General features: G+C 64.9%; 3 protein-coding genes and 1 pseudogene. 3 read left to right on the top strand and 1 reads right to left on the bottom strand.

From position 1 onward, the window contains the following. Positions 1–218, top strand: a pseudogene (locus ACK4SV_RS16180) (tryptophan halogenase); the annotation flags it as partial. A 178-nt stretch (positions 219–396) separates the two neighbouring features. Here ACK4SV_RS16180 and ACK4SV_RS16175 read toward each other — a convergent pair. Beyond that, positions 397–2,124, bottom strand: a complete 1,728-nt coding sequence (locus tag ACK4SV_RS16175; RefSeq protein ID WP_409918874.1) for a glycoside hydrolase family 43 protein — start codon at positions 2,122–2,124, stop codon at positions 397–399. 178 nt (positions 2,125–2,302) lie between these two features. Here ACK4SV_RS16175 and ACK4SV_RS16170 point away from each other — a divergent pair, with 178 nt between their 5' ends. Further along, a complete protein-coding gene (locus ACK4SV_RS16170) occupies positions 2,303–3,433 on the top strand; it encodes an endo-1,4-beta-xylanase (RefSeq protein ID WP_409918873.1) in 1,131 nt (376 codons plus the stop codon). Between the two features lie 16 nt (positions 3,434–3,449). Beyond that, on the top strand, positions 3,450–3,727 hold a 278-nt coding region (locus tag ACK4SV_RS16165; protein ID WP_409918872.1), incomplete at its 3' end, for an FGGY family carbohydrate kinase.

The following is a 3,727-nucleotide window of genomic DNA, read 5'->3' as shown; positions in this document are numbered from 1 at the left end:
ACGAGTTGTTCAACGACACCAGCTGGTTCGCGGTGATGATCGGGCAGGGCCTGCGCCCGCGTGACTATGACCCCGTCGCCGATGTGCTGAACGCGGCCGAGACCGAGGCGCGGATGACCAACATCCGCAACACGGTCGCCACCTCGGCCACCTACATCCCCAGCCATGAGGACTATATCGCGGAGAATTGCGACGCCCGGACTTATGCGCCGGCTTGAGGGGCGGCTCAGTCGGAAAGCTCATAACCCCATAAATCTCGTCACTCCCGACCGGCGCAGCCGGTCTGGGAGTCCATCTCCTGCCATCAACAACTGTGTCGTGCGGTGGCCGATGTCCGGAGATGGGCCCCCAGATGCGCTGTCGCGCATCGGGGGTGACGAAAACAACGAGAAGAGCCTAACGCGCCGCCTCCGCATACACACCAAACACCGCGCCCACGAAACCGCCCGCGCGCCGCGTCGACAGGGTCTTGCCGTCGAGATCGGGGCCGAGGCGTTGCCAGTCGCCGCCGGGAAGGGCCCAGAAGGCGGCATACTCCGCCCCGTCGCCTTCGAAGCGGAGGCGCACCTCGGATGTGCCCGCCTCAAGCGCCACATTTGCCAGCGTTTCGCCTGCCGCCGGCGCGTCCGCCCCGGCCCGCTGGCGCAGCCGAACGGCCGGCGCGCCGTCCGCGCCCCGGCTCAGCCCCAGCGCGAACCAGTATTCATCGCTCTGGAAGGCCGCGAGCCCCGCCTCATCGCCGGTCGCTGCCGGATTAAACGCCACGCTGACCTCCGCCGAGGCCGCCATATGCTGCTGGCGCCGCGCCAGGAAGGAAGGCTGCGCCTCATCCCCCAGCCCCACAGGGCGGGGTGTCAGCGTCAGCTGCCCGCCGGACATCGTGTACCAGTCCTCCTTGGGCACACGCGGCGTCATCCAGTGGAAATTCGCCGCTTCGCCGGAGAAATCCTCGGATACGCCGAAGCTGCCGGTCGTCGGCAGCGGCCCAGCTGCCGCTTCCGGCAGGGCCGGGCGCGGCAGGGTGCGCGGCACGACGACCCCGCGTTCGAGGATCACCGGCCAGCCCGTCTCCCAGCTCACCGGCAGCAGGAAGGTCTCCCGCCCCGTATTATAGTAATCGCCCTCATACGGCCGAACACCGAGGAAGACGGCCCACCAGGTACCGTCATTGTCGATGACATAATCGGCATGGCCCACGGATGTGACCGGATGCGGGCGGTCTGCTGGCAGATCGCGCTGGGTCATGACCGGGTTGCCGGGATAGGGCTCATACGGCCCCGTCACCTCGCGTGAGCGCAGGATGACCTGCGAATGTTCGACCGCCGTGCCGCCCTCTGCTGCGGAGAGATAGTACCAGCCATCCACATTGTAGATGTGCGGGCCTTCGATCCAGATCGGCTTTTCTTCCGGGCGCACGCCGCCATCGAGGATCATCACCGGCTCGCTCAGTGCCTCGAAGGTTTCCGGATGCACCTCGCGGATCCAGATCGCGCGGTGGCCGTCATAGGTGGAGCCGCTGGCGGGCTCGTCATTGTTCATCAGCCAGACCTTGCCGTCGGCGCCGAAGAACAGCGATGGGTCAATGCCCCCGACATGCGGCGTCCAGATCGGGTCGGACCAGGGGCCGGCCGGATCGCTGGCCGTCAGGATGAAGTTTCCGCTGCAATCGACGCAGGTATTGGCGATGTAGTAGGTGCCCTCATGATAATCGATCGTCGCCGCAAACACGCCGCGCGACAGGCCGAGGCCGTCAAAGTCGAGCATGCCCGGCCGGTCGATGGCGTTGCCGATCTGGGTCCAGTTGACGAGATCGGTCGAATGCCAGACCGGGATACCGGGAAACCAGGTGAAGGTCGAATGGACCATGTAGAAATCCCCGCCCACCTGGGTGATTGAGGGGTCCGGATAGAAGCCTGCGAGAATCGGATTGGTGAACTGGCCGTCCGGCGCGGGCCAGGCGCCAGGGTCTGGTTCCTGGCCTTCATAGACGAAGTCCGTGAACACGGCGCGGCTGGGGGCCTCGCCCGTCTGAGGCGCATCCGGCGCGGCGCCGCAGGCTTGCAGCAGCAGGGCGGCGCCCAGCCAAAGGCTGGCGGCGGCGGAAAGGGTGTGGCGGCGGGTCATGGGTCTGTCCTCCTGTCAGGGACCGGCAGACCGGTCCTCAAGTCTCTGGCGGGGTCCGTCATTTTTCGGGCTGGACGAACCGCGAAGCTTCATGTTAGCAGCAAATGATAGCGTTACCATAAAAAATTGGGCCCGGTCGCAACAAGGCGAAAAACGGGCCTCTGACAGGAGGAAACCCATGACTCACCTGACCCGCAGAACGGCTCTGGGCCTCATTGCCAGTGCCGCCGGTATGGCGGCCTGTGCTGGCCGCCCCGCGACGGAGTTGATGTTCCCGGTGGATCCGATGCCCCTGAAGGACATCGCGCGTACCAAAGGCCTCCTGTTCGGCTCGGCGATGGCCGACCACCAGCTTGCCGATCCGGACTATGTCCGCATCATCCTCGCCGAATGCGATGTCATCGTCGCCGAGAACGAGCATAAATGGTACACGATCCATCCGCAGCCGGATGTCTGGAATTTCGAACCCGCCGATGCGCTGGTCAATTTTGCGCAAGACAACGGCCTGAAGATGCGCGGCCACACGGTCCTCTGGCATCATCCGCGCTGGTTCCCGGACTGGGTCAATGAACTCGAATTCGACACCGCCGCTCAGGCCGAGGCGATGCTGGATGACTACATCACCCGCGTCGTCACCCGCGCACATCCCTTCATCCACAGCTGGGACGTGATCAACGAGGCGGTGGACGACAAGACCGGTGAACTGCGCGAGACATCTTTCTCCCGCGCCATGGGCGGCCCGCTGAATGTCATGGAGTACGCCTTCCGCAAGACGGCTGAGCTCAGCCCCGGCACCGCGCTCGCCTATAATGATTACATGAGCTGGGAGACCGGCAACGAGAACCACCGCGCCGGCGTCCTGAAACTGATGGGCGACCTGCTCGCGCGCGGCGCCCCGCTGACCAAGTTCGGCATCCAGAGCCATTCCAATTACGACATGCCGGACGAATTCACGCCCGACAAGCAGCGCGCCTGGCGTGCCTTCTGCGAGGAAGCCATCGGCATGGGCCTTGACCTGTCGCTGACCGAATTCGATGTCAACGACACGCGCCTCGGCCCGGATATCGAGATGCGCGACCAGCTGATCGCCAGCTTCACCAAGGACTATCTCGACATCATGCTCGCCTATCCTCAGACCAAGGAGCTTCTGATGTGGGGCATGGTCGACAAGTATAGCTGGCTGCAGGATTTCGAGCCGCGCGAGGATGATGTAGAAAAACGCCCGACACTGTATGATTCCAACTACAGGCCAAAGCTGATGCGCGAAGCGGTAGCCGCTGCCCTGCACGCGGCGCCGGTCCGCAGCTGAGCCAGGGCGACCCTCCATGTTTCTCGGAATCGATATCGGCACATCGGGCGTCAAGACGGTCGTTATCAATGACACCGGTGACGTAATTGATCAGGCAGCCGCGCCGCTGACGGTTTCTCGCCCGCAGGCCCTCTGGTCGGAGCAGGATCCGGCCGACTGGTGGGCCGCCACCAACCGCGCGGTGCTCGAGCTTTCGCCGGACCGGCGGGCGAATGTGCGCGGCGTCGGCCTCTCCGGCCAGATGCATGGCGCGACGCTCCTCGGCGCAGGCAGCGAGGTTCTCCGCCCTGCCAT

The sequence above is a fragment of the Hyphomonas sp. genome, from assembly GCF_046313735.1.
Taxonomy (GTDB): Bacteria; Pseudomonadota; Alphaproteobacteria; order Caulobacterales; family Hyphomonadaceae; genus Hyphomonas.
This window is presented reverse-complemented; position numbering and strand designations above follow the sequence as displayed.